The sequence below is a fragment of the Streptococcus sp. ELY_125 genome, from assembly GCF_058314535.1.
In genome coordinates this window covers 1-23408 of the sequence record NZ_JBZFUM010000012.1, presented here as the reverse complement: position 1 = coordinate 23408, position 23408 = coordinate 1, and the positions used below count along the sequence as shown (strand labels likewise).

At 37.6% G+C, this 23408-nt stretch carries 30 protein-coding genes; 8 read left to right on the top strand and 22 right to left on the bottom strand.

The genetic code is table 11. The features are described 5' to 3' along the window. Positions 1-19 precede the first annotated feature (19 nt). From AC4HAL_RS06185 to AC4HAL_RS06165, 5 genes are all read left to right on the top strand, one after another. Positions 20-964: a DHH family phosphoesterase gene (locus tag AC4HAL_RS06185; protein ID WP_491093452.1), complete on the top strand. Its 945-nt coding sequence runs from the start codon at positions 20-22 to the stop codon at positions 962-964. Then, positions 951-1883, top strand: coding sequence for an FAD:protein FMN transferase (locus tag AC4HAL_RS06180; RefSeq protein ID WP_491093451.1), 933 nt, complete (start codon positions 951-953; stop codon positions 1881-1883). The genes AC4HAL_RS06185 and AC4HAL_RS06180 overlap by 14 nt, the downstream gene beginning before the upstream one ends. Before the next feature lie 68 nt (positions 1884-1951). Beyond that, the gene (locus AC4HAL_RS06175; RefSeq protein WP_447452032.1) at positions 1952-2554 is read left to right on the top strand and encodes an NADPH-dependent FMN reductase; all 603 of its coding nucleotides are present in this window, start codon (positions 1952-1954) and stop codon (positions 2552-2554) included. A gap of 9 nt (positions 2555-2563) precedes the next feature. Further along, positions 2564-3805: an NAD(P)H-dependent oxidoreductase gene (locus AC4HAL_RS06170; protein WP_491093450.1), complete on the top strand. Its 1242-nt coding sequence runs from the start codon at positions 2564-2566 to the stop codon at positions 3803-3805. Between the two features lie 112 nt (positions 3806-3917). After that, positions 3918-4160 (top strand): type B 50S ribosomal protein L31, encoded by a 243-nt coding sequence (locus AC4HAL_RS06165; RefSeq protein ID WP_447452031.1) that lies wholly within the window; start codon positions 3918-3920, stop codon positions 4158-4160. Between the two features lie 127 nt (positions 4161-4287). Here AC4HAL_RS06165 and AC4HAL_RS06160 read toward each other — a convergent pair whose 3' ends face one another. From AC4HAL_RS06160 to AC4HAL_RS06055, 22 genes are all read right to left on the bottom strand, one after another. Continuing rightward, positions 4288-5514 (bottom strand): tyrosine-type recombinase/integrase, encoded by a 1227-nt coding sequence (locus tag AC4HAL_RS06160; RefSeq protein WP_491093449.1) that lies wholly within the window; start codon positions 5512-5514, stop codon positions 4288-4290. Between the two features lie 15 nt (positions 5515-5529). Continuing rightward, positions 5530-5796, bottom strand: coding sequence for an excisionase family DNA-binding protein (locus AC4HAL_RS06155; RefSeq protein WP_491093448.1), 267 nt, complete (start codon positions 5794-5796; stop codon positions 5530-5532). Between the two features lie 70 nt (positions 5797-5866). After that, positions 5867-6922, bottom strand: a complete 1056-nt coding sequence (locus AC4HAL_RS06150) for a phage tail tip lysozyme (protein WP_491093447.1) — start codon at positions 6920-6922, stop codon at positions 5867-5869. A gap of 16 nt (positions 6923-6938) precedes the next feature. Continuing rightward, entirely contained in the window at positions 6939-7166 is a 228-nt protein-coding gene (locus AC4HAL_RS06145; protein ID WP_491093446.1) for a hypothetical protein, read from the bottom strand. Then, the gene (locus AC4HAL_RS06140) at positions 7167-9047 is read right to left on the bottom strand and encodes a conjugal transfer protein (RefSeq protein WP_491093483.1); all 1881 of its coding nucleotides are present in this window, start codon (positions 9045-9047) and stop codon (positions 7167-7169) included. It abuts the gene before it with no gap. Positions 9048-9079: 32 nt separating this feature from the next. Next, on the bottom strand, positions 9080-11599 hold the full coding sequence (locus AC4HAL_RS06135; protein ID WP_491093445.1) for an ATP-binding protein: 2520 nt from the start codon (positions 11597-11599) through the stop codon (positions 9080-9082). A gap of 18 nt (positions 11600-11617) precedes the next feature. Then, positions 11618-12034, bottom strand: a complete 417-nt coding sequence (locus AC4HAL_RS06130; RefSeq protein WP_491093444.1) for a conjugal transfer protein — start codon at positions 12032-12034, stop codon at positions 11618-11620. A 4-nt stretch (positions 12035-12038) separates the two neighbouring features. Continuing rightward, the gene (locus AC4HAL_RS06125) at positions 12039-12263 is read right to left on the bottom strand and encodes a hypothetical protein (protein WP_491093443.1); all 225 of its coding nucleotides are present in this window, start codon (positions 12261-12263) and stop codon (positions 12039-12041) included. Between the two features lie 23 nt (positions 12264-12286). Then, positions 12287-13270, bottom strand: a complete 984-nt coding sequence (locus AC4HAL_RS06120; RefSeq protein ID WP_491093442.1) for a conjugal transfer protein — start codon at positions 13268-13270, stop codon at positions 12287-12289. 7 nt (positions 13271-13277) lie between these two features. Beyond that, positions 13278-13754 carry a hypothetical protein gene (locus tag AC4HAL_RS06115; RefSeq protein WP_491093441.1) on the bottom strand — a complete coding sequence of 159 codons (477 nt, stop codon included), beginning with the start codon at positions 13752-13754 and terminating at the stop codon, positions 13278-13280. Positions 13755-13784: 30 nt separating this feature from the next. Next, a complete protein-coding gene (locus AC4HAL_RS06110) occupies positions 13785-14207 on the bottom strand; it encodes an LPD11 domain-containing protein (RefSeq protein WP_491093440.1) in 423 nt (140 codons plus the stop codon). A gap of 215 nt (positions 14208-14422) precedes the next feature. Beyond that, positions 14423-15118 carry a hypothetical protein gene (locus tag AC4HAL_RS06105; protein ID WP_491093439.1) on the bottom strand — a complete coding sequence of 232 codons (696 nt, stop codon included), beginning with the start codon at positions 15116-15118 and terminating at the stop codon, positions 14423-14425. Between the two features lie 136 nt (positions 15119-15254). After that, positions 15255-15530 (bottom strand): hypothetical protein, encoded by a 276-nt coding sequence (locus tag AC4HAL_RS06100; RefSeq protein WP_491093438.1) that lies wholly within the window; start codon positions 15528-15530, stop codon positions 15255-15257. An 89-nt stretch (positions 15531-15619) separates the two neighbouring features. Continuing rightward, on the bottom strand, positions 15620-16006 hold the full coding sequence (locus AC4HAL_RS06095; protein WP_491093437.1) for a hypothetical protein: 387 nt from the start codon (positions 16004-16006) through the stop codon (positions 15620-15622). Beyond that, a complete protein-coding gene (locus AC4HAL_RS06090) occupies positions 15984-17216 on the bottom strand; it encodes a replication initiation factor domain-containing protein (RefSeq protein ID WP_491093482.1) in 1233 nt (410 codons plus the stop codon). The genes AC4HAL_RS06095 and AC4HAL_RS06090 overlap by 23 nt, the downstream gene beginning before the upstream one ends. A 214-nt stretch (positions 17217-17430) precedes the next feature. Then, positions 17431-19077: an FtsK/SpoIIIE domain-containing protein gene (locus tag AC4HAL_RS06085; RefSeq protein ID WP_491093436.1), complete on the bottom strand. Its 1647-nt coding sequence runs from the start codon at positions 19075-19077 to the stop codon at positions 17431-17433. Between the two features lie 5 nt (positions 19078-19082). Continuing rightward, a complete protein-coding gene (locus AC4HAL_RS06080) occupies positions 19083-19493 on the bottom strand; it encodes a DUF961 family protein (RefSeq protein WP_491093435.1) in 411 nt (136 codons plus the stop codon). 32 nt (positions 19494-19525) lie between these two features. Next, complete coding sequence (locus AC4HAL_RS06075; RefSeq protein ID WP_491093434.1) at positions 19526-19840, bottom strand: hypothetical protein; 315 nt, start codon at positions 19838-19840, stop codon at positions 19526-19528. A gap of 214 nt (positions 19841-20054) precedes the next feature. After that, positions 20055-20282 (bottom strand): DUF3850 domain-containing protein, encoded by a 228-nt coding sequence (locus AC4HAL_RS06070; RefSeq protein WP_491093433.1) that lies wholly within the window; start codon positions 20280-20282, stop codon positions 20055-20057. Continuing rightward, on the bottom strand, positions 20272-20490 hold the full coding sequence (locus tag AC4HAL_RS06065) for a hypothetical protein (RefSeq protein ID WP_491093432.1): 219 nt from the start codon (positions 20488-20490) through the stop codon (positions 20272-20274). The genes AC4HAL_RS06070 and AC4HAL_RS06065 overlap by 11 nt, the downstream gene beginning before the upstream one ends. Further along, entirely contained in the window at positions 20483-20686 is a 204-nt protein-coding gene (locus AC4HAL_RS06060; protein WP_491093431.1) for a hypothetical protein, read from the bottom strand. The genes AC4HAL_RS06065 and AC4HAL_RS06060 overlap by 8 nt, the downstream gene beginning before the upstream one ends. Positions 20687-20716: 30 nt before the next feature. Beyond that, a complete protein-coding gene (locus AC4HAL_RS06055) occupies positions 20717-21052 on the bottom strand; it encodes a hypothetical protein (RefSeq protein ID WP_491093430.1) in 336 nt (111 codons plus the stop codon). Positions 21053-21778: 726 nt separating this feature from the next. Between AC4HAL_RS06055 and AC4HAL_RS06050 the strand changes: the two genes are divergently transcribed. Genes AC4HAL_RS06050 through AC4HAL_RS06040 form a run of 3 tightly spaced genes read left to right on the top strand, consistent with a single transcriptional unit; the run spans position 21779 to position 23260 of the window. Beyond that, on the top strand, positions 21779-22132 hold the full coding sequence (locus AC4HAL_RS06050) for a helix-turn-helix domain-containing protein (RefSeq protein ID WP_491093429.1): 354 nt from the start codon (positions 21779-21781) through the stop codon (positions 22130-22132). Position 22133: 1 nt separating this feature from the next. Continuing rightward, positions 22134-22559 (top strand): ImmA/IrrE family metallo-endopeptidase, encoded by a 426-nt coding sequence (locus AC4HAL_RS06045; protein ID WP_491093428.1) that lies wholly within the window; start codon positions 22134-22136, stop codon positions 22557-22559. After that, a complete protein-coding gene (locus AC4HAL_RS06040; protein ID WP_491093427.1) occupies positions 22556-23260 on the top strand; it encodes a restriction endonuclease in 705 nt (234 codons plus the stop codon). The genes AC4HAL_RS06045 and AC4HAL_RS06040 overlap by 4 nt, the downstream gene beginning before the upstream one ends. Positions 23261-23408 lie beyond the last annotated feature (148 nt).

The window sequence follows — 23408 nt, the reverse complement described above, 5'->3', positions numbered from 1 at the left end:
TATTTAAAAAGGGGTTCTTATGTCTATATACGCACAAATTCTTGCAAAGATTAAAGACTATAATACGATTATTATCCACCGCCACCAGCGGCCTGATCCGGATGCCCTAGGCAGTCAGTTGGGACTAAAAGAATTGATCAAGCATAATTTTCCACAAAAAAGAGTGCTGGCAGCTGGAACCAATGAACCCAGCCTGTCATGGATGGCTTCAATGGATCAAGTGGATAATACCGCTTATCAGGAAGCACTCGTAATTGTTACCGACACAGCTAACCGACCACGAATTGATGACGAACGCTACGGCAGTGGAGATTTTCTCATCAAGATTGATCATCATCCCAATGAAGATGTTTATGGAGATATTGTATACGTAGATACACAGGCCTCTAGCGCCAGTGAGATTATTACAGATTTTGTCCTGAGCGCCGGCCTTGACTTCTCCGATGAAGCTGCCCGTCTCCTTTATGTTGGTATAGTCGGTGATACTGGCCGCTTTCTCTACAGCGCAACAACACCAAAGACACTACGCTTGGCAGCAAAGCTGAGAGAGTATGATTTTGATTTCGCTAGCCTCTCCCGGCAAATGGATAGCTTCTCCTTTAAAATTGCTAAATTGCAAGGCTATATCTTTGAGCATTTGCAAGTGGATGACAATGGCGCTGCACAAGTGACCCTAACTCGTGACATACTCGATAGCTTTCAGGTAACAGAGGCTGAAAGTTCTGCTATTGTTGGTAGTCCTGGAAAAATTGATAGCGTACAGTCTTGGGCTATTTTTGTAGAACAACCTGAGGGACATTATCGTGTCCGCCTGCGCAGCAAAACAGCTGTTATCAACGAAATTGCCAAGCGACATGATGGCGGCGGCCACCCACTTGCTAGCGGAGCTAATTCTTACAGCTTGGAAGAAAACGAGCAAATCTATCAGGAAATTAGAGAGGTTCTTGCACATGCTGCTCACTAACCGTCGCGTTAAACTGATGGGAACCAGCATCGATATCAGCATTTATCACGATAATCCTCAGCCTATTTTGGATGAGGTTGAAGAGCTGCTCCACCTCTATGACCATCGTTTTTCAGCTAATGACGAAGGCTCCGAACTCATGGCTATCAATCGTGCAGCTGGCATTTGTGCTGTTCAGGTGCACCCTGAGCTCTACGAACTCATCTCTCTTGGTCAAAAGCATAGCTGTGCACCTGACAGCTACCTCAATATAGCTATTGGTCCTCTTGTTCAGACTTGGCGCATTGGCTTCGCAGATGCTAGGCGTCCCAGCCAGACGGAAATTGATGCTGCTCTAGCCCTCATCAATCCGGAAGATATTATACTAGATAAGGCCAAAGAGACGGTCTATCTGGCTAAAAAGGGCATGAAAATAGATTTAGGAGCCCTAGCTAAAGGCTATATTGCCGATCGTATCGTCGACTTTATTCGCCAGTGCAATGTCCCAGCTGGGCTTATTAATTTGGGAGGCAATGTCTTAACTTTCGGTCCTGCCTTTCACAATCCCGACCAGCTGTGGCATATCGGTATCCAAAACCCGAAACAGCCTCGGGGACACCATGTAGCTGTTCTAGGAGTTCGTGATCAATCCATCGTCACCTCAGGTATTTATGAGCGGACTCTTACAGCTGCAGGTAAGACTTATCATCATATTTTTGACAGCCAAACAGGTTACCCTCTTGATAGTCAAATAGCTAGCTTAACGATTGTTTCTCCAAAATCAGTCGATGGAGAAATCTGGACTAGCCGCCTTTTTGGCCAGAATCCATCAGACATTCTGACAGGGATTGCCCGAGAACAGGACTTAGGCGCTCTGATTATTACTACCGATAATAATCTGATTGCTAGTCCTGAGATCAGTAAAATAAAACTATCTTAAAAACGCTTACATAATAAGTGTTTTTTTGCTACAATAAAAATATCATAGTACTAGGGGGCCTTATTTATATGAAACTAATTGGAATTGTTGGAACAAATTCAAAACAATCGACTAATCGCCAACTTTTACAATATATCCAAAGACACTTTGCTGATAAGGCTGATATTGAATTAGTTGAAATCAAGGAATTACCTGTCTTCAATAAACCTGCTAATCGCCAACTACCAGACCTTGTTACAGAATTAGCTGATAAAATCGAAGCTGCTGATGGTGTGATTATTGGCACACCGGAGTATGATCACTCTATCCCTGCCGCTCTAATGAACGCCTTAGCATGGCTATCTTACGGTATTTATCCTATGCTTAACAAACCGGTTATGATCACCGGCGCTTCATTTGGTACCTTAGGATCCTCGCGCGCCCAGCTGCAGCTCCGCCAGATTCTCAATGCACCTGAACTAAAAGCCTCAGTGCTACCTGATGAATTTCTCCTGTCCCATTCTCTGCAAGCTTTCGATTCTGAAGGAAATTTGAATGATATTGAAACCAGCCAAAAGTTAGATGCTATTTTTGACGATTTTCGACTTTTTGTCACTATGGTTGAAAAGATGTCAAATGCTAAAGAACTGCTGAAAAAGGAAGCTGAAAATTTCGACTGGGAACAACTGTAAGGAGGAAGTATGACTATGAAATTTGTTGGAATCGTTGGGTCAAATGCTGAGCAATCATATAACCGCATGCTGTTAGAATATATTCGTCGTCATTTTAAATTTAAATTTGAGATGGAAGTCTTAGAAATTAAAGATGTTCCTATGTTCAATCAAGATGACGATCAGTCAGACTCCTTTGCTATTCAGTATCTCTACAATAAAATTATACGGGCTGACGGCGTTATCATTGCAACACCTGAACACAATCACACGACTACTCCTGCCCTCAAAAGCACATTGGAATGGCTGTCTTTCAACCTGCATCCATTTGAAAGCAAACCAGTTATGATTGTTGGTGCTTCCTATCACGATCAAGGAACCTCACGCGCCCAAGTGCACCTGCGGAAAATTTTAGAAGCCCCAGGTGTCAATGCTTACACCTTACCCGGCAACGAATTCTTGCTTGGCAAAGCCAAGGAAGCCTTTGACGATGACGGAAATATTATCAATGAAGGAACGGTTAATTTTCTAGAGACCTGTCTCGATAATTTTATCAAGTATGTGGAGGTTGTTTCCAAATTGAAAAAACCAAGACCCATTGAGCCTGAAGACTTGGACGTTACTGGCAATATCGCAACAACTGTCCAAGGTGTCGATCCAGATGATCCAGAGTGGCTAGACAAGGCTGCTAAGCTCACCGATGCTGTTGATGGGGATACTTATGTTAAACTTGATAAGGGGCTCCTGACAGTCAATCAGCTCAATATGTTTCTGAATTCCATGCCATTCGAACTAACTTATGCTGATGATAATAATCAATTTCTTTATTATAACAATGCTCATCAAGACCCTGAAACCATGCTGGCTAAACGGGTGCCTGAACAAGTCGGAAACCGTATGTCCACGGTTCATGATTCCCTGCCGCCAGCTCGTATGAAAAATGTTGAGTGGGTTATTGGTACCCTGCGCAACGGTAATCAGGAATATGTTCGTACTATCGTCCCTGGTTCACCTGCTGGTGTTGTCAATACCCATAATTACCAAGCCATGTATTACCCAGATGGTTCCTATGCCGGTATCAACGAAATTGTTTTTAACTTTCAGCCTTGGCTTGATTGGTATCTCGAAACTACTGGACAGCGCTTGGTTGGGGGAAGCGGAGGAGCTATGCCTGCTAGTGCCCATGGCGGAACTGATGCCACGTCTGGTGCTTCATCTTCTGGTGGTCATGATGATACTACCGATGCTACTTCAGGGGCTTCATCCCATTAAAATCTATAAGAATTATGGTAAAAGTCTTGCCAAACGCTTGGAACTTTGTTAAACTAGAATAGTTATTAAACTATGGCTTATGAAAGCTATGGCAGAAAGGAAATTTTAAAGAATGAAAAAAGATATCCATCCAGAATACCGTCCAGTCGTATTCCTCGATACAACTACCGGTTACAAGTTCCTCAGCGGTTCTACCAAACCATCGAACGAAACTGTAGAGTTTGAAGGTGAAACATACCCTTTGGTACGTGTTGAAATCTCTTCTGACTCACATCCATTCTACACTGGACGTCAAAAGTTCACTCAAGCAGATGGACGTGTCGATCGTTTCAACAAGAAATACGGCCTCAAATAAGATTCTCATTGCTAACAATAATGAGAACGTTGATTACTACCATGATATCAACGTTTCTAAGCACTCAAGATTTTATATCTTGGGTCTTTTTTTATGCCATTTTTAAAAACTTCCCTCAAAATTTACCTTACTCCTTCTTTTTTAGATTTTCTAAAACCATATCACCAACTGTCTTAGGAACTACAGACTGACTATTAATATAACCCTGTGTTGTACTTTGAGAACTGTGTGTCAGAGCCCTTGATATTTCATCAATCGAAACACCCTCTTTACTCGCCAAAGTCGCTCCCGTATGCCTTAACATATGAGGACTAGCATGTTTTAAATTAGGATGCTTTTTCTCAATAGCACGCATACGGTAATTTAAGTAATCAATATAAAGCAGCTGATTAACTTTTCCCCCATTTCCATTATAGGTAAAAACAAATTGATCACCTGTTTGTTTCAACCCTAAATGCTTCAAACGCATGGCTTGTTCCTTTTTCCACTCATCTAACAAAGACATCAAGAAATCCGATACATGGAATACTGTTTCCTTTTCTCCTTTCGTTGTTTTAACATTACCAAACATATCTAAAGCTTGAGTCAATAAAATCTTATTGGACTCAAAATCAATATGCTTCCACTGCAAAGCATAACTTTCTGATTTTCTATCTGAAAGCAAAAATGTTGTATAAAACAAAACATAATCCATAAAATCTAATTGACCCTCTTGTAATTCCTGATCAAATACAGCGAGCCATTGCCTCAATTGCTCTACTGATAAATAAAGCTCTGCATCCTTCTTCTGCCTTTTCAGCTCTATTTTCTTAACAGGTTTGATACGATTAACCGTTTTCTTCAATGTATTACCTTCTATAAATTCTAGTTCCTCAGCCCAATCAAACATAGAATTAACATAGCTCCTGATCATTTTAAAATTAGCAAACTCACTAGCCTTTTTTGTCAATGATTGCATTACAAATTGCTTATGAGAAGATAAATAGTTTAGCGAATACTTCCCAAATAAAGGTAAAATATGCAGCCTAAAAACATTCTGTGTTTGAAAAATTGTACTAGTTACCGGTGGATTAACTGTTTGTGTTGTCTGTCCTGCTTTATAAGCTTCTAACCAATACTTCTCATAAAATTCTCGAAATGTAATATCTTTCAACATCTTATTCTCAGTTATGACATCTCTGCCTGCCCTAATATCCGAAATTTTAAGTTTCAAATCCAACTCAGCAGTTTTAGCTTGTTTCTTAGTTTTATAACGTTTATCAAACTGTGAACCTAACCCCAACCGCCCTCTGACATCCTTGGGAATATACATTTTCAAACGATAACTACCAGTTTCCAATTTTGTAATAGCCATAAAAAACTCCAATCATTATTGTTCCATTTTATGCATCCACTGTTTTATTTTAATTTTATCAAATCGAACAGTTTTGCCTATTCGAATAGCTGGCAAACCTCTAACAATCCAAAGATCTAAAGTATTATTAGAGATACCAAGATACTCACAAGCCTGTTTCTTATTCAGATATGGACTAGACAAACCACTATCTTCCCTAAAATTTTCAATTTCATCTTCAATCAACTGCTTTACTAGAGATTGAATTTCTTGAACTTGTTCGTCTTGTAAAATCACTTGCATAAACTGCCTCCCTTCTCTTACCTTAATAAACCAAAAAAGAACGCCATAGTCCCAAAGACTACGGCTCCTTCTATTTACCAAGCACATAAGTAAATTGACTAGCCTGTGCCTTATCAAAAACTCGGTAAGTAACTACACCTAGACCCTTAGCATTAGATTCCGAAATTAAAATTGATCCATCTGACTTAACTTGCTCCACAAAAGCCACATGACCATAATTGGGATCTGAATTTGCCTGACCAGGAGAGAAACTAACCGCCGCATGCTCTGTCGGTGTATGAGTTGTCTCATAACCGGCTTTATTTTTCCAATCTCCGCCATTACCCATATAAGGATCAAAAGTAATGCCAAATTCCTTAGCACGATTAAAAACAAACCATGTACACTGGCCATATGGATAGCTATCCGTAATATATCCAGTAGTATCAACTTTTTTAGCTAAACTGTAACCTTCAGGAACTCCCTCAGCAGAAACACCACCACCATCTCGACTTTTACTTTTCTCTTTCTTACTAGTGGAATTCTTGAAAATTTCATACCATTTTTGAGCATCTTTTTGAAGTTTGTCAGCTTTTGTTTGACCGTCTGACAAACCTACACCTTCATAATGCTCAGAAAAGTAAAGAGCAGCCTCACCTGCATCCTTAGCCGTTTTAAGGTAATCTTTAACCTTACTATAACTCCCATTTAACTCTTTATGTAACAACTCCAACTCCACATCAGAATCTAGCTTTTTTTCAGGAGCGCTAGCCCAACGGTTACCATTTACAGTACTAGACCAGCCAGACCACTGGTAATAGCCTGCAACACCGCCTCCAGTATTAACTGCAGTAGGATCAAAATTAGATTCCCTTTCTGCAATTGCTAATCCACCTGAAGCCCCCTCTACAGTTGACTCCTCCTTGGATACAAAATGATTAAAAATAGCAATCACATCTTTTGCTCTTTCCTCAGACACACCTCCTCTCTGAGCGACTTCAGCTGGCGACAGCGTTGTAACACTTCCGCCTTCTCCTTCACCACCGGCAGATTCCGAACTAGCACCTAAAGCACCCGCTGCAATAACTACCAGTATCAAAGGCAAAAGTAAGCTACCTAATCCAAAAGCAATGATAAGTTTTTTCACCCTTGTTCTTCCTCCCCTAGCTCTTAATATAAGCTGTTAACTTAACAGAACCAAACCGCCATCTGGCGTCTAAAACAAGACTATTGGCCTTAACAAGGTCCAAAACTTCCTCAGTATTGTTTCCCTGAACCGAAAATAAAAAGAGAAAGTCTACAGATCTTTCTCTTCTTTCATAAGCTCTACTAACAGCAGTTTCAATAATCGTCGGCAATCGCTGACGAGAAAATATCCGAACACTTTTCATCTAAACCTCTCCTCTCAATCTGGCCAATTCATCTATAATTCGATCACGACGATCTATATTTGATTTAATCTTGTCATCTCGCGATAAGGTTTTACGATAATTACGCACAAAAGCATTAGAGCCCTGGGCCTTATACATGGACTCCTCATCCTTATAAGTATCTAACTGTTCTTCTAACTTATCTACCTTACGCTGTTCACGGCGACTGATATAATTCTTACGCAGTTCCTCATACTCTTCCTCACGTTTATCAATATCTCCCATCATTGGACTATCATTTTCAAACTTAGTAGGCGATACCGTTTCATGAGACGCCATATCTTTAGATGAAAAATCTCCAGTAGGCATTTCAGGTTCAGATGCAAAAACATCAGAAGTATCACCATTAGAACTATCAGGCCTGACATCACTTCCAGAAAAATAACTTTTGACTTTCTTACCACCATTCATCACAGCTCCAGCTCCAAATCCTAAGCCTCCTAATACAAAATTTCCTAAACCCTGAGCACGATCAAACACATTACCTGCACGTACTTTAACCTGATCAACTGTACCAGTAACTCGAGACGGCAATTGCGAAATATCCTGTTTATACTGCGATACTTGGCGGTCAATCTGCTCAACCTGCAAGCGGGCCCGAGAACCCAGTAGCACTTCCAGCAGCTCACCCTTATACTTCCAAAGTAAAAAATAAACAGCCCCTTTTCCAAAGGCCGAAACCATTATCTCGAACAACAAACGAAATGTTTTTAAAGAAGAATCCTCGCCAATAACACCAGTCATGCCTTTAGAAACTATGCCTTCTATGACCTTTTCCAAGTAAAGAACAGCCAAGACCAATAAGCTGCTGATGGCAGGAAAAGTTAAACCGCCAAACATAATCTTAAAAGCCCCAAATACAAGATCCTGCATCTTGGGAAATAAAGAGACCAAAAGAATAACCGGGAATATTAGAATCATGATCAACACTAAAGCTTGAGCTAAAACATTCAACAATTCAATTAAAACAATGGGAAGTCCTATCACAAAAGCTTCTACAATTTTAATAATTACATAAAATGCCTTAATAAAGAGATAATCCCAAGTTGCTGACACCCAGCGATTCTTCTCCTTATCATCATTGGCACCATTCCCTAAATCTTCTACATAAGCTGTCCGATCTTTCGTTGATACCGCCTTAAATTTACCGTCTTTAACAGTCCCTAATACCTTAGTGTCATCAAACTTTTCAGGTTTACCAGTCTGACGATTATCAAACTGACCATCATCACGGCCAGTATTAACAAACAGATAAGCCTCATAAGACGTTTCTGCTATGTAACGATCAGAAATGGAGGACCCTACTTTTAATGTTTGATCCTTATCATAGGTAACAGAAACATTTGAAATCTTATCAACAGCTGTTTCTTTTACACTGTTAACTGTATTTAACAAATACAAACCGCCAGAAGTTCGAGAAACTGTACCAAACCAGGCAAAACCAAGCAAAATTACCACAAAGGTATGAAGCAGACGCTTAGAAAAATTGCCCCGAGCCGATGCAAATAAATAAAACAAATAAATGCCTAACAACATCAGGGCCAAAGATACCAAAGAACCTTTGGCCACACCACCACTAGCAGAACCTGTAAAACCTTGCCAAAGAGACTTAGAAGCCTGATAAACCGATTGCTTATAGCCATTATACAAGTCAACCTTTTCCAATACACCAATAATCAAGGAGAAAAAACCAACGACAAGATTTAATAGCATAAAGGGCAGATTCACCAATAGCTCATTTAACATAGCAATAATAGATGTTTCAATAGAATCCGTAGTTTCCAAATAGGACCTTAAAGAAAAGATATCAACGCCTTTCAATTTGTTAAATGCATTTAAAATATCAAATCCATCTTTTGCCATTGCCTCACCTCCTAACTGGCATATTTATTTTCAAGACTAGATGATACTGTTTCTTCCATTGGTTTCAGCAAAGAATCAATCCCCTCAAAGATATTGGTAACAGAGATCATATTAAGATTCCCGTAAACATCTTTATACAAACACTGGCCAGAAATCATATTTTTCAACCACTCCAGATTTTCTTCACTTACTTCCAAACCGACATGTTTCAAAATATCTGGCAGTTCATTATCTTCCCTGAAAGCAAACAAGGTTCCAAACCCTGTAGTATCATCATCTCCTTCAGCGTCATGAACAGACTGGGTAATCAAGCACAGAATATTATTATAAAAGCGACCCACACGGCGCATAGACTGAATAACCGCCCGTCCCTCAGCTGATTTCATTAATACCCAAGCTTCGTCGAAAAATTCAATCGTGTCTTCAAAGCGATTCAATTCACCAAAACGAGTACAGAAGGCACCCAAGGCAAACATCAGAGCAGTAGAATTGATTTCTTTATCTTCTGGTGCGACATCTTGGTTTTCTTTCTTATTTTGATCTGGCAAAGAAAGATCCGCTACTTCCAAGACCGTCACCCGCTTATCATAAGACAGACCCTCAACATCACCGTCAGAAAAGGCCAGCTCCAAAATAGAATTTTCAACGATGGACATTAAATAATCCCCAACCTCAAAAATCTTCTTATCTTTGCTGGCCATAAGTTCTGTAATCACATGTTTTAAGCCCACCTTTTCTCCAGCTTGACGCCGTTCAACCACCTGATTAATTGTCCGAGAGATAGCTGTCATTTGCCGCATAGTTACTTCAATCCGCTTATTGGCATAAATCAAGTAATTAATCATATTTTTAGCAACAGATACCGCATCATCTTTATCCAGCATAACAATAGGATCCAAAGCTCCATGATTAGATTTGACCTTGCTATCCAACGTGACAAAATTAATATTCTGAATATGCTTAGCCAATAGAGGAAATTTTTCCTCAAAATCTGGATCATGGACAATAGCTTCAAAGTGTTTACGGATAGAGCGTTTAGGGTCCACATACAAAGCTTTAACATCCTGTACCGATGTCAAAATAAAAATCAGTTCCCCCAGGAATGATTTCCCTTCACCCGTTGCTCCTGTAATCAAAACGTGAGGATTCTTGGTTAACTTCCCAGCGATATTTTCTTTATTCCCAACAGTCGCATTAAAAAACACCATGTTCTTAGATGATTCTTGAGCTTTCTCAATACTTTCCCAACGCCCAAGCCAGTTATCTACCCGACCAATATGCCAACCAATGCGATTACCAGCAGAGGTATTAGTAAAGAGCATCAATTCCGCAAAGCCTCTAGCAGTCACATAATGCGGCCAAGTCCGTGTCTTAGCTTCCAAAGGCACACCATATAATAATGACTGGAACAAGTAAGGTGTATCATGACTAGCCTCACTAACCTCAACGTGCATATCTTCAAAGTAACTCAAAACAACTTGACGACGGTGTCGTAATTGAGCCAAACTAGACCCTGCTACAATCAAATAAGCCCCATATTCAATGATTTCGTCCTTCCCACCAACTTTTTTCATCAAGTCTTTAAGAGACATAGAACCTAAAATAATCTGATCCTGCTGTACCGTATCGGTATTTTCAGCCTCTTCCATAATGTTATTATAACGAGTGTTAGAGCGCCCCATACGCCCCTTGAGAGACGTTTTATCCATAAATTCTCCTTTAATCCTCAGTTCAACAGGAAAATTAAATCTTTGAGTAAACTCTCCCAAGTGAAACCCATTAAAAATAACCGGCGTCTTAGCAACCGGTAAAATGCTGAGAAAGGAGGAACCATAAGGACTCTCTAACTTCAGAAAGCCACCTGCCATTGACTTAATCACGGTATCAGTAACATTAATGATAGAACGATTGGCCGTTACTTCCTGCTTTAAATGAGGGATATAACGTAAATACTGCATCCGCTGGTAATAAAACAATTCTTCATTTGAGATCCGCTGAGCACGCAAAGCCGAAAATGTTTGATAAACTTCCGCTTCATTAGTCGAATAGTTCTCATACCAATCATCTGCAATTTCATAATCATAGCCCAAACTATTAGCCGCTTTTTCAGCAAGTTCATTAAAACTTTCTACTGCTAATTCTTTGACGCTAGCTCCCATATTATCAGATACAAGATTAACCCCTACTAGCCAATCAAATTGATAAGGAATCTCCATTTCATCAGTCAAATGAGTCACAGAATAATCTAAAAGCTCATTACCCAACTCTCTACTATCAGGAGAAAGGGCATCAGAAAAATCTTTCATCTTCTCCTCAAGCAGGTAGTCTTTAGGAATTAGCGAAATCTCAAAAGATTTATTCTTGGCTAGTTTAGCTAGCAGCTGAGCTACCATAATCTTATGTTTTTCTTTTTTCCCTTTATCTGTAATCGTAATAGGTGTATTAGGCACCCGATAAAATCCCATCACCTTTTTATCCCTTGTTAGCGCCAAATTACCATATGTCCTAATAATCGGATAAGCCAACTTCATATACTTACAAACCTCCTTCTATAAATTTGTTTTCTCAAACACTATTTCTTCTTCTTCCAAAACCTTAGCCCGCTCCTCATGATAAATCGCTTGACGATTAAGTCTAAATTCAACGAAATACTGTAAATAATCAAAAATAAAAACGTGCATCTTTTTACCTTGTGGTTCATACTCCGTATAAAAGCGGGCCAATTTGTACGGTACATACCAGTAGAGCAAAAAAGAAATCGAATGTGTCAGCTTGTTAATAGGTGCCATAATGGGATGTAATCCAAACACCATCACAATTAAAACCACCAAAAAAACCGCAAAAAAGGAAAGCTGAACCGGCGTTGCAAAATACCAAAGACGCTTCCCTTTTTGCGTTTTTATTTCTTGTATCCAGTAAGGAGCATTTACCCCTCTAGCATAATCATATAGTCGTTCTTCTTCCATAACATTAACCTACATGAATACCAAACCAACTTGCAATTTCACCCATAAGCTCCAATATAGGCTCACCACCCAAAAGTAGTTGGGTAATAATAAAATAGAAAAACAGTGTTGAGAACAACTTAATCCAAGAGCTCTCTTTCCAAGCCCTACCAACTAACAAAGCAGCTACAACTGTAACCAAAACCTTACCATCACCTTGCATAAACTCCTGTAAACCTGATGTATTCATATATTACATTCTCCTTTTATTCATTATTTATCATAATCAACTGGAATGGTATGTTCCAGCTTGTCAACATAATAAGACCTATCTTTTTTAGATAAATGCAACGTAAAATTTTCAGCATGAGTGGTGCCATTCACTTCAAAAGTGACTTGAGCATAGGCTGTCACTTTCTTTCCTGATTCCCTATAATAGCTAAAATCAACTGTCTTAAAAGTTGTATTTTCAACTACACTTACATTTTTTGCAATAAGATTCAAACTTTCCTGATCTTGTGTGTAAGTTTCAAAGAAAAACTTTAAGAAACGATTTAATTTTTTTCGCGACTTATCAGATACCTCATCTGAACCTTCCAAGCTAACCTGTTTCTCATCCTTGACTTTCTTATCCTGATTATTTTCAATCGTTGTAAACCACGGCAAACCCAAAATATAGTAACCATTCTTAGTCTTAGCATATGGAATATTAAATTCAGTCGCTAAATAATCTTCCTTGGTTTTATCACCATCTTTAACTTTTTCTTTATAGTGCACCTCATAAGTCACAAAATCATTTCTAACAGCTACCAAACGTTGCCAATCCAACTCACTAGCATTTCTCATCTGTCCTTGAGACATCACTTCAGGAGCAGAACCCCCATAAAATTCATTCAGTCTATCAGCTTGTTTCGTTCGCTCATCAGGATCATCCGATACTGTAAAATACTGATAAACAAAGTCATCAGTATAATTTTTCAAGCGATTATCAACATTAACCTGTGCAGTTTTAGTCACTGGCTTTGTCTCATGCTCAATAGCATGCTCTAAAGTATTAACCCGCCCCGCCAAGGTTATAGCTCGAAAACTCCCTGTAACCCCTATTAATAAAACAAATCCAAGACCGCCAACAATTAACCTGTTTACTGTCTTCTTATCAGCAATCTTTAATTCAGGTTTTCCCTTCTTCTTAGGACGCTTAGAAAAACGCTCCAAATAAGCTCGACACTGCTCATAGTAATCCTTAATTTTTTTCATACTAACCTCACTTTTTATATTCTGATAAATAAAAACCTTTAGGCACAGAAACAACAGTTCCAATACTCATAAACTTTCTGATGATCTCTCTGCCACTTCCCATCGTATAGACGATCAATGCAATATTTTTAGCAGAACGCCCCTCAAATAACTTAGCTAAAACAGCCATGTCTCCCCCTTCAACAAACTTAAACTGACGTTCTAAGATCGCTGGAATAGACCAGCCTTTTTTCAGTAAATCCTTTACCAAACTATCATCACCAGAACAAACTTCTTCAATATAACCCTTTAACTGATAAGCTTCACTAAGTGATGTAACCCTATCAATTCTCCAATCAGTAAACCCACAAACAAAAAAAGCATCATCTCTGATACCTTTTTCTTCCATACGCTGCCTCACTTGATTTTCTGTAAATTTCAGCAAATCTAACTCACATAAAAAATTAGAGCGAGTCCCATCCCTAACTCTAATACTAGCTATCATAATTTCCCTTTCTAATACTAACTTTTAACTTCAACGAAAGGTTAACACACTATCTCGACCAACAAAAATATCTTCTGGCCGAACATCCTCAGGCAGTGAAAAATAAAGTACCTTTCCTTTTTCAGCCAGTCGTTCCAAGTCATCTGCCCGACGCTCTAACTGGCCAGCCATCTTCCATGTCTGAAATATCCCCAAAATATGGTAAAGCTCCCGAATCTTACTCGTCCATTCAGGATTCATCCGATATTCATAACGTAAAATTTGTTCCCACGTTAACCACTCAGGCTTTTCATCCGCTTCAAAAGCCCGCCAGCGACGTTTCATTTCATCCATATGACTTAACTCATCACCGCCAAAAAGACTTTTAACTTGATAATGTCCATTACCTAAAAAATACTCGCAATCTTGTTTCAAGCGATCCAACATGGCATACCGAAATCTCAAATCTTCCATACCAACTCCTTAAAATAAAGAGGAACCTCTACTATTCATTAACTCCTACAGCTGTCCAATTAAACGCTTTGAACACGTCCTCGTAACTACCTTCGTAATCCACCATTATAAAATTGTCAGGTATCAAGTCCCAACAAAGCTCTAGCTTCCGACGAACTAAAGAATCAACAATAAAATTACTGTTCAAACCATATACAACCATCAGCAATCACTCCTTAACGTAACCTTGCATTACTTACCATTCTATTCAACTTTTCTCCTCTTTCTTTACTTAACTCAAATAAAAACAAATTATAAGACGTATCAGGAAAGATAAAATATTCTCCATCCTCACATCTATAATCAACATATGGATCAAATGTAAAAACATCAATACTATCCTTTAAAACAAAAGAAAAATTTTCCTTCTCAAGAATTAATGCCTTTTTCAAACAATGATTTTCTAACTTACCAACAAAAAGCAAAGGTTTTCTCCTATAAAGAACAGTTACAAAATCTCCAACTTTTAGTGTTTCCAGATACTCAAGATATTCAGAGTTTTCTGAATCCAGCAAAATATCCAATTTACGATACAAAGTTTTCTCCAACCAATAATAGGCAATCGAATACATTAAAACCGACAAATAAAATAAGCAATGACTAATTAAGAAGACATGGCCATAATAATAAACCACCCCTACATCAAAAAGACTTAAAAGGATAGCTATAAAAACAGAACTACTAAGAATTTCCAAACGTTTTTTTGACGTAATATAAATCTCCAGAACCTTACTTAAAAAATAAGAAGCTAAAAGAAACATTCCAATTCCAAGAACCACCAAACAACCTATACCAACAGGTACAGCTATCTTATGGAATAACTGTATAAGATCTGCAATAAACCTCTGGTAAAACTCTATTGTCTCCATCATTACTCCTTCCTATCCAAATATTTCAACAAGCGATACCAACTAATCAATTCCTTGAAATAAAAAAGCGATTAGCCTTTGAAAGCTAACCGCTTACCTTTCGACTAATTACTTAGCGCTGGCAAAGTCCTGATTGCCATTACTGAAATTCACCCAACTTATGTCCAATCGCAGACATAGCTGTGTGAGCCTTTTTAATCACACCACTCTGGTAGTAATATGACTTTACATGATTTCGTAACATATCTACCATATAAGACGGCAAAGTCAATTCTTCACCTGATTTCTTCAAAAGGCCATTTAACTCTCCAGCTTTTTCCCATGATTCATCATAATTATGATTCACTAACATTTCCGAAAGCTCCTGAGTTATTTTTAAAACCTTTTTGTCCAATTCTGATTGCGTTCCTGCCATAACTTTACCTCATCCATTCTTTTATTTTTTTACTTCTATCACCTTAATCATTCTATCTAAGTAGGATCTCTATTTTTCATAAATGTCTCCTATAACACTAACCGAGCATAACCCGTCTGAATTAAAAATTCAGCTACCCATCTCACATTGACCGACATTTCTTTTAACGGCCGGGTAAATAATTCATCAAAAAAAGGCCGTCTCGCTTCCTGCCGAACAGCCTTTTTAACAGCATTCTGAAAATGCTCTTCATTTTTAAAATCTAACTGTCTAAAATCTTCTACATACTTGACCTCCAAATCTTTTTTAGGGATGATATACAGCAGTCCCCAATAATCAATCAAATCTTTCACCAAATCAACATCGTAACACTCTAAATACAAGTCATCATAGCCAACGGGAAACTGAACCTGTTGAATAGGGCGGTTGAACTTTTCAGGAACATTAATAGGCTTATATCTGTTCAACAATGGCATCAAATTCCACCCCATTTCGTTCACAAATTTCCTCAGCTAATTTAGTATGACTGTTACTAAGATAAGCTTCCGATATAATCTCTGATACTTCATCAGTTTGATACACAATATCAGCAATCTTAAGCAACTTTAACGCACTAGAAACCTGTTTAGTTACCCAATGCTTAGTTCTAGCATAATCAATTTGACGAGGCCTAGTCACAAATTTAAAGCCTTCCTGAACACCTACTAAGTTATCCCACTCACTGTCATAATGGCCATTCCAATCCATGACTTCAAAATAATTATTAAGGATTCTGGCACCAATTTTTGTTAAATCATTTTCCATGGTATACCATTCTTTTATCACATCAAAAGCCTTAGTATCATGTAATTCAATTTCATAGCGATTTTTAAAATTATAGGCCTCACGAATATAGTCAACAGACACATCTTTTAAAAGCGCCTGCTCATAATCTTTTTGATAGAATCGTATCATCACACTAGATTGACGACTGCCAAAATTAAGTGTTAATCCTTGATTCACAAAGCGACTGTCAACCTTCTTAAGCCCTTCAATTGCTGTAAAGGTTTTAAAACGCTTCATAATAATTTTATTAGCAAAAATTCTAGCTTTCACATCAAACAAATCAATATTGCCAGATTCCTTATACAATTCATCCAAAGCAATATCAAAACGTGGAAACGCTAAATAATCTTCCAAAGCCCTATCTTTGCGTGTTTCTTCCGCAAATAAAAAGACATCATGCAAAAAAGAGAACCAATCACGCCCCTGTTGCATTAACAATAATTCTAACTCCCGACAACCACCTCCAGTTAAATCAATCAAGGTTCCTGATTCAACTTTTTTCTCATCCTCAGAATAAAGAACCCGAATAGCTCCATAAGTTACCATACTCGAATAGTTATAGAGACTTTTCTCTTCCAAGAAAAAATCAGCTGGTTTCAATTTCAAAACTTGCTCAATCACTTGTTTAAAATCCAAAGTTTTAAACCGAATTTTTAACCAATCCACAGAGCCTTCTAGCTTTGTTTTAGATTTACGATTTAAAAAATGGAATAAATGGTCTTCAAATTCTTTGGAAATCTGCCGCTGACCTTGTTCAATATTACGATAGTTATAATAACTATAGCCAATAATAGAAGCCATCTTCTTTTGAGTAAATCCTAATTCAAGCCTGATACGCTTCAGCTCCGTATGAGTCAACAGCACTTATTTTTCTCCTTTCTGTGTTACTAATAGACTTGTTAGAAAACAGTTATTCCATAAGCTCTTTCAGGCTTGTGTTAGTTTTAACCCCCCTATTAGTATCGGGTGGTTAAGGCTTTTTGGGCCTGCCTACGGCATGCCCAAAAACCACCTCGCTTGTCAGCTCAGGTCGGACAGGTCGGTCGGGCTTACGCCCTGACCTTGACCTTCGTGCCTACGCTGGTTCATTAGTAGAGGTAAAATAGTCCAAGACCACCTGCTTATAGGTCAAACCAAGCCGATCCTTATCCAATAACAGTGTTTCTAATACATTGACATCAGCCTCATCCAAAACGATTTGCCCATTATCTCTAGCAAAAACATAGTCCTGTTCCTCAATATATTTCACTAGATTCCTTAAAGTAGAAACTGGAATAGACGCCTTTTCAGCAAAATCATTCAGCGACAACAAAGTATCGTCCCAACTTTCTTCCACTTCCTCAATAGTGTCAGTCTCTACTTCTTCCTGCTCATCAAACAATGGATCATCTAAAACGGGAAGTTTGGCATATTCTTCAAAGAAAGAGAAACCTTGGTCCAATGGCACAACTGGAGAATAAAATTCCTGAGCCAATTCACCACCATTGGCAACATAACCACGGCCATAAATTTTTTCTCCATCGATTTCATCTACCTTTTTAAACACTTTACTAGCATTAGCTTCTCCAAACATCATCTTATAGCCCATGTCTTCCAAATGACCAACAGAAATACGTTTCATAAATTGGTCACGCAAAGAAGTCTTAAGATACTCACCATCTGGCCGCTGCATAGCTACAATAAGGATAACGCCAGATTGCCGCCCTTTTAAGATAAGTTCTGTCAGATACTCAATAAAGGCATTGGACGATTCATAATCTCTTTCTAACTTTGCGACCAAAGCTGCCAACTCATCAATAACAATAAAACGTGGTTTCAAGCCATAAGCATAATATTTTTTCCCAGCTTGGTACTCAGGGTGACTGGTCATATAATCATATCGTTTATCCATTTCAGCTTCCGCTCGTTTCAAACAGTTAAGCATATCTTCTTTTTCCCAATAAACACGCCTTTTAAATACTGGGATATTTTTTAATCCCACAAAGTCGGAACGCTTAGGATCCAATATTTCGACGTATCCGATCTGAGCCAAAATCCAAATAAGAACCATCAGCAGGATTGTTTTACCGCCACCAGTACCACCACCAATTAAAAGATGGGGCTGGTCATTAAAATCCCAGTAAACATCTTTCATCAGACGAATTCCCTTATCAGTCATTTCAACATCGAAGATGGATAAACGGCCGGAAAATTGATCAATAGCAATCGTATAAGAAACATAACCTTTAGTGAACTGTTTATTCATAAAATCACCATCAAACATGATCTCTAAAGGCTTTTCAAGGGCAATAAAACGCTCTTGGAATCGACTACCCTGAAGCTGAAAAGCAACCGTAACACCAAAACGATCTCGCTTCAAATAAACTCTCGGTAATCTAATACGTTCAATAGTTCTATGATCGCGTTGAACTCTCTTGACAATATAAAAATTATTTTCCAACAAAAAATGGGAGACAACTCGCAAATTTTCTAATCGAGCAAAAAATAAAAAATGCTGGTAGCAAAACTCCTGTAAGAATAATACCAGCAACAGACTTCCCAGCAAACTAGCAAATAAAATCGCCCCATATTTCATTGGATCATACCGAAATAGATCTACATGATTGTAAGTAACCCATCCAATCCCTAAAAGAAACGGCAAAGAAAATAATCCAAATATTAAAATTTTTAGCTTCTCATGAAACCTTCGGATTCGAATACCTTTATACATAAAGAAGCTCATTCATATCACCCTTCTTTCTTTGGCTGATCAGGCTTTTTAGCTGGAATAATATCCGTTGCTCGGATTTTAACCCCACTAGTTACCACACGCCGATCATTGACAGTATCTGTACTTGTCCAAAAACGAGCCGTAGGTGCAACCAAAGTTACTTCTTCATTGTAATTCTTTTCAGCTGTCATTTTGGCTACTCTAGCTTCTGGAGGCACTGTCACCGTAATATCACCATTAACAGACGATGAATACAACTTCACATCCACACTTTCAACATCATCTGTTTCACGGCGTTTTTCATCACCAGATTCATCAATATAATCTTCCCAACGATGATTTAAAATCGTATCCAAATAGTTCAAAGTTCCAAGTGTTTTATCTGTATCAAATGATTCAATTACATCAGCAGCATACTTTATAGTCATATTTTTTCTCCTCTAATTTCTATTTTCAAATGTTATTTACCCTTAATAATCCGCATTTCAGGAGCGACAAACACATTTTCACGTTTTCGCTTTCCGCCAAATCGGAAAGAACGTCGTTCAATGGCAATACCACGTGGAAAGACTACCTTTTGACGGCCTTCTGGCACATCTGACATCTTAAACCCTTCAACAATCAAAAACGCGGAAGGCTCCTTACGGCTCGATACCTCAAATACTCGGTAAGATACCGGGTTATAATCATTTGCCCGCACTTCTTCCATGCCTGAAACAAAAACATCTTGACCTAACACCATATTAGGATCTACAAAAACCTTCGTAATTTCCATTAAATTTCACCTCATTTTCACTTTATTAAACCTTTTATAGACTTATCTAAGTCATCTCAACAATCAAAAAAAGACACAATCTCTTATGCCTCTCCGATGGTGCTCTCACCAATATCATATGTTTCACCCCTATCTAAATAATTCTCAACCAAGTATTAAAATACTAGAAATCAGCATACCACCGCCTCCTAATCCTTCTTTCCACTAAGCTTTCTTATATCAATTTAATCCCCAATATACAATAACCTTCTTCAAGTCCAACATAATTTTCTAGCTTATAAATAATTTCAACTAAACATCTCTCTAATGAATCATCTACCCTTCTCAACCAAAGATAATCTCCTACTTGATAATTCCTATCATTTTTCCTTAATTCAAAAGTTTTACGGCCACTCAAAACATCTCCCCAATATTCATCAGACAATTTAACTTCATGAATCACAAACACCATCACCATCCAATATTACTAAATCCTCAATAATTTCATCTTCCAATTCAAATAAAATACGAAGCTCATCAACGTAATCATTAAAACGATCATCAAATAATTCACCAAAAGTCAATACAAACTTCTCAAATACATAACTACGTAATAATACAACTCCCTGCAAAGTCTTTACCAATGACTTATAATTTTGCGCACTACTCATACTCTAACTTCTCCATCTCACTTAAAATAACATCTTCAATATCAGATAAAGCCTTCAAATAACCCGATTGTACATCTGATATTTTTTCTCCTGCTAACAACTCCTGCAAAATGGGTTCACGCAACCTTGAAATTGTCTCTTTTCCCAATTCTAATGTTCGATATTTTCCCATTTCTAAATATTCTTCACGATTCATAACACCATTCCTTTCATCAAAAAAGCCATCTTAATTTAAGATGACTCCCTTTTTAAACCAACGATTTTTTACTTTCTCCTTCAATTCCGTATCAAAGCCAAAAAGCGAAACCATGATCGATTTACTGGCATACTGCCCTTTACCCTGATAAAACAATGATAACTCATACTCGTACTGATCAATAAACTCTTCCAATGCTTTTTTACTACGCTTGCTCAAATCAGTTGTAAAAGGATAAAGTGGTGTAACAGCCAGCTCTTCACTATCTTCAAGTATAACTTCCAAACCATAAAAACTTGGATACACCGTCACTTTAGGATCATCAACATAAATACTTTTTTCTACCACTTTAACTTCAATTGTCATCACTTCCTTTCATAATCAAACTTATAAGAAAGATTAAATCCTGTTAGTTTAATCTCTCTTACAAGTCCCCTAACACTTGTTAGGCAGACCATTTTCCTATTCAATTATCACAAACAAAAAAGGACAATCTGAATAATTTCAAATTGTCCCGCTTAAGATATGCACCATCATACACCTATCAATTTCACATAATATTTAACTTACCAAATATGTAGTTGACTACACATCTTTTACTTCATTTATTTGCTTATTGCGTGCTCTTATCCTCGCACACTCTTTTCAGTAGATACTCTACCTAGCGCCCGCATTTCTAAAGAATACATCTCACTCTGCGTTACTCTAGTCCTGCCTCCGACCTACCAAGGCCAGCACTTCCTAGTGTTTCATCCAAGCAGGCACACTAGACAAAGCCCAGCACATAGTCAACCACTCTTTGACAAACTAGCTAAAATAACTTATAATTAAACTGCTACATATAATTATGTGTGTTATTCAGTCCTGCCTAGGGTTGTCTAATGCACTTTTTTATTAATTTTTCAATGAACTAAGAAAATCTTTTTGTTAATCTCATCTTTTTCATACTTAACTAAATCATACTTTACTGTTTTAGATAAGATTAACTAGATTTTTATAACCTTTTGGCTATGTTTAAATTATATAACCAGATGGGTATAATGTCAATAGTTTTTTGAAAAAAATTTAAAATTTTTTTCTAAAGGATAAAATATGTTCCCAGAACGCCTGAAAACCCTACGTTTAGAAGCTGGCTTAACCCAAAAAGAAATAGCCGAAAAACTAAACATGACACAACCCCAATATGCACGAACAGAAAACGGTGGACGTAAGCCATCAAGCGAAACCCTTAAAAAATTTGCTTCATTTTTCGATGTCTCAACTGACTACCTTCTCGGCAATTCAAACCTCAGACATGACATTCCAGAAGGTGAAGAACTAGAAAAAGAACTGGATCGTGCTATTGAAACGTCTGTCGGTTATGAAGGCGAGCCTCTATCCGATGAAGACCGTGAAATTATTAAAGACGTCCTCAGAAACTACTTCAAAAATCAGAAAAATAAATAATATGAATCTATCAGAGATTGTCAAAAGCGTTGAAAAACTTGGTGCTACTGTTATCTTCTGTCCCTTGCGAAAAGCAAAAGGCAGGCACCTCAGCGCTTCTGACAATCTTTTTATTTTGATAGATGAAAGTTTATCTGATACAGAAAAAATAAATGTCTTACTCCACGAAAAAGCCCATCTCCTTAATCAAGATACCCAAAATGTTCTCAGCCAAAGCGAGACCTTCTCCCATCGCATAGAACAAGCAGCTGAAGCCAATCGTATTATAGATTTTATGAATCTTGTCAATCTAGAATATCCCATTGACGAAAGCTTTAACTACCTTGATTACATGAAAAATGCTTTTATCCCCGATAAATTTGAGAATTTAGTAAAAGAAGAAGCAAAAAAACTTTTTAACGACAACAAAGGAGGAACACTATCATGAAATTATTTCAAAGACTATTTAAAAACAACAACCAAACAAAAAACGACTTAAAAAGTTTACTCAATTACACTGACATAAAAGAACGACGTCCTTATGATCAAAAATCATTTCAAATTGAAAAAATGATTCATAAAATATTAAGTTCCGAAGAAGACTATAATGGGAAAAATCTCGTCAATCTTGTCATAAAAGTATTCGAAAAAATGGGCTATATAGCTAAAAATAATGATGGTTACCATGATAACAAACAGGATATACTAATCTACGAACAAAATAGCATGACTCCCATCATAGCTATCCAATGCAAATCTTATTCACCTCAAACAAATCATGATCGTATTGGAAAAAATTTAATCTCTCAATTCATGGGACACACAGAAAATTTTGGAAAAAATCGAGTCTATATTACAACAAGTTATTTCCATAAAACAGCTATTGATAGATTTTCTAATGATATCATTCTTATTGATAGAATAGGCTTAATTTCTCTTCTACACAAGTACTTTCCATCAGAAACAACCAACGTACTAAATGCAACTTCTTTACACGAAATCAAAGAAACTTGTGAAAAATGCGGATATGGAAAATTACAGCTTATGTTCTTTAATTCTCAGCCAAGATATAAATGCACTAACTGTGGTTCTACCTTTAAGTCTGAAGATTACAAACCCACTAAATTCAAAAAATGGCAGCAATACTAAAACGACTAGAAATTATCTAGCCGTTTCAGACTGAAGACAAAGCTCTTGGAATTACATTTCTAAGAGCTTTTTGCTCTGTTTAGGAGTATACTAAAAGAAAACAGTTTGTGAGGTAAGGCCATGTTTCACAAAGAAAAGCCAGATTATA

Excerpts from the sequence above, each read along its gene's own strand:
- AC4HAL_RS06160 (WP_491093449.1), bottom strand. The coding sequence starts at position 5,514 with ATGGCTATTACAAAATTGGAAACTGGTAGTTATCGTTTGAAAATGTAT.
- AC4HAL_RS06050 (WP_491093429.1), top strand. The coding sequence starts at position 21,779 with ATGTTCCCAGAACGCCTGAAAACCCTACGTTTAGAAGCTGGCTTAACC.
- AC4HAL_RS06080 (WP_491093435.1), bottom strand. The coding sequence starts at position 19,493 with ATGACTATAAAGTATGCTGCTGATGTAATTGAATCATTTGATACAGAT.
- AC4HAL_RS06110 (WP_491093440.1), bottom strand. The coding sequence starts at position 14,207 with ATGGAAGATTTGAGATTTCGGTATGCCATGTTGGATCGCTTGAAACAA.
- AC4HAL_RS06165 (WP_447452031.1), top strand. The coding sequence starts at position 3,918 with ATGAAAAAAGATATCCATCCAGAATACCGTCCAGTCGTATTCCTCGAT.
- AC4HAL_RS06175 (WP_447452032.1), top strand. The coding sequence starts at position 1,952 with ATGAAACTAATTGGAATTGTTGGAACAAATTCAAAACAATCGACTAAT.
- AC4HAL_RS06055 (WP_491093430.1), bottom strand. The coding sequence starts at position 21,052 with ATGACAATTGAAGTTAAAGTGGTAGAAAAAAGTATTTATGTTGATGAT.
- AC4HAL_RS06135 (WP_491093445.1), bottom strand. The coding sequence starts at position 11,599 with ATGAAGTTGGCTTATCCGATTATTAGGACATATGGTAATTTGGCGCTA.
- AC4HAL_RS06145 (WP_491093446.1), bottom strand. The coding sequence starts at position 7,166 with ATGAAAAGTGTTCGGATATTTTCTCGTCAGCGATTGCCGACGATTATT.
- AC4HAL_RS06120 (WP_491093442.1), bottom strand. The coding sequence starts at position 13,270 with ATGAAAAAAATTAAGGATTACTATGAGCAGTGTCGAGCTTATTTGGAG.
- AC4HAL_RS06185 (WP_491093452.1), top strand. The coding sequence starts at position 20 with ATGTCTATATACGCACAAATTCTTGCAAAGATTAAAGACTATAATACG.
- AC4HAL_RS06045 (WP_491093428.1), top strand. The coding sequence starts at position 22,134 with ATGAATCTATCAGAGATTGTCAAAAGCGTTGAAAAACTTGGTGCTACT.
- AC4HAL_RS06075 (WP_491093434.1), bottom strand. The coding sequence starts at position 19,840 with ATGGAAATTACGAAGGTTTTTGTAGATCCTAATATGGTGTTAGGTCAA.
- AC4HAL_RS06130 (WP_491093444.1), bottom strand. The coding sequence starts at position 12,034 with ATGGAAGAAGAACGACTATATGATTATGCTAGAGGGGTAAATGCTCCT.
- AC4HAL_RS06180 (WP_491093451.1), top strand. The coding sequence starts at position 951 with ATGCTGCTCACTAACCGTCGCGTTAAACTGATGGGAACCAGCATCGAT.
- AC4HAL_RS06065 (WP_491093432.1), bottom strand. The coding sequence starts at position 20,490 with ATGAGTAGTGCGCAAAATTATAAGTCATTGGTAAAGACTTTGCAGGGA.
- AC4HAL_RS06085 (WP_491093436.1), bottom strand. The coding sequence starts at position 19,077 with ATGAGCTTCTTTATGTATAAAGGTATTCGAATCCGAAGGTTTCATGAG.
- AC4HAL_RS06125 (WP_491093443.1), bottom strand. The coding sequence starts at position 12,263 with ATGAATACATCAGGTTTACAGGAGTTTATGCAAGGTGATGGTAAGGTT.
- AC4HAL_RS06170 (WP_491093450.1), top strand. The coding sequence starts at position 2,564 with ATGACTATGAAATTTGTTGGAATCGTTGGGTCAAATGCTGAGCAATCA.
- AC4HAL_RS06105 (WP_491093439.1), bottom strand. The coding sequence starts at position 15,118 with ATGATGGAGACAATAGAGTTTTACCAGAGGTTTATTGCAGATCTTATA.
- AC4HAL_RS06060 (WP_491093431.1), bottom strand. The coding sequence starts at position 20,686 with ATGAATCGTGAAGAATATTTAGAAATGGGAAAATATCGAACATTAGAA.
- AC4HAL_RS06095 (WP_491093437.1), bottom strand. The coding sequence starts at position 16,006 with ATGCCATTGTTGAACAGATATAAGCCTATTAATGTTCCTGAAAAGTTC.
- AC4HAL_RS06040 (WP_491093427.1), top strand. The coding sequence starts at position 22,556 with ATGAAATTATTTCAAAGACTATTTAAAAACAACAACCAAACAAAAAAC.
- AC4HAL_RS06155 (WP_491093448.1), bottom strand. The coding sequence starts at position 5,796 with ATGCAAGTGATTTTACAAGACGAACAAGTTCAAGAAATTCAATCTCTA.
- AC4HAL_RS06115 (WP_491093441.1), bottom strand. The coding sequence starts at position 13,754 with ATGATAGCTAGTATTAGAGTTAGGGATGGGACTCGCTCTAATTTTTTA.
- AC4HAL_RS06100 (WP_491093438.1), bottom strand. The coding sequence starts at position 15,530 with ATGGCAGGAACGCAATCAGAATTGGACAAAAAGGTTTTAAAAATAACT.